Source organism: Actinospica durhamensis, assembly GCF_018139695.1.
In the GTDB taxonomy this organism is placed as follows: Bacteria; Actinomycetota; Actinomycetes; order Streptomycetales; family Catenulisporaceae; genus Actinospica; species Actinospica durhamensis.
On record NZ_JAGSOG010000858.1, the window covers coordinates 1 to 397 of the forward strand.

At 71.3% G+C, this 397-nt stretch carries 1 protein-coding gene; it reads left to right on the forward strand.

Going from position 1 to position 397, the window contains the following annotated elements; genetic code table 11:
* On the forward strand, positions 1 to 397 hold a 397-nt coding region (locus KDL01_RS42570; protein WP_212534363.1), incomplete at both ends, for an alpha/beta hydrolase family protein.

The following is a 397-nucleotide window of genomic DNA, read 5'->3' on the forward strand; positions in this document are numbered from 1 at the left end:
TCACCGGCGGCTCCTGGGGCGGCTACCTCACCCTCCTCGGCCTCGGCACCCAGCCCGACCTGTGGACGCTGGGCATCGCGGCGGTTCCGGTCGCCGACTACGTCACGGCGTACCACGACGAGATGGAAGCGCTGAAGGCCATGGACCGCACCCTGCTGGGCGGCACCCCCGAGGAGGTCCCCGAGCGCTTCGAGGCGTCCTCCCCGATCACCTACGTCGACCGGGTCGAGGCCCCGGTCTACATCTCGGCCGGCGTCAACGACCCGCGCTGCCCCATCCGCCAGATCGAGAACTACGTCCAGCGCCTCCAGGCCCGCGGCGCGGTCCACGAGGTCTACCGCTACGACGCGGGACACGGCTCCCTGGTGGTGGACGAGCGCATCAAGCAGGTCCGGCT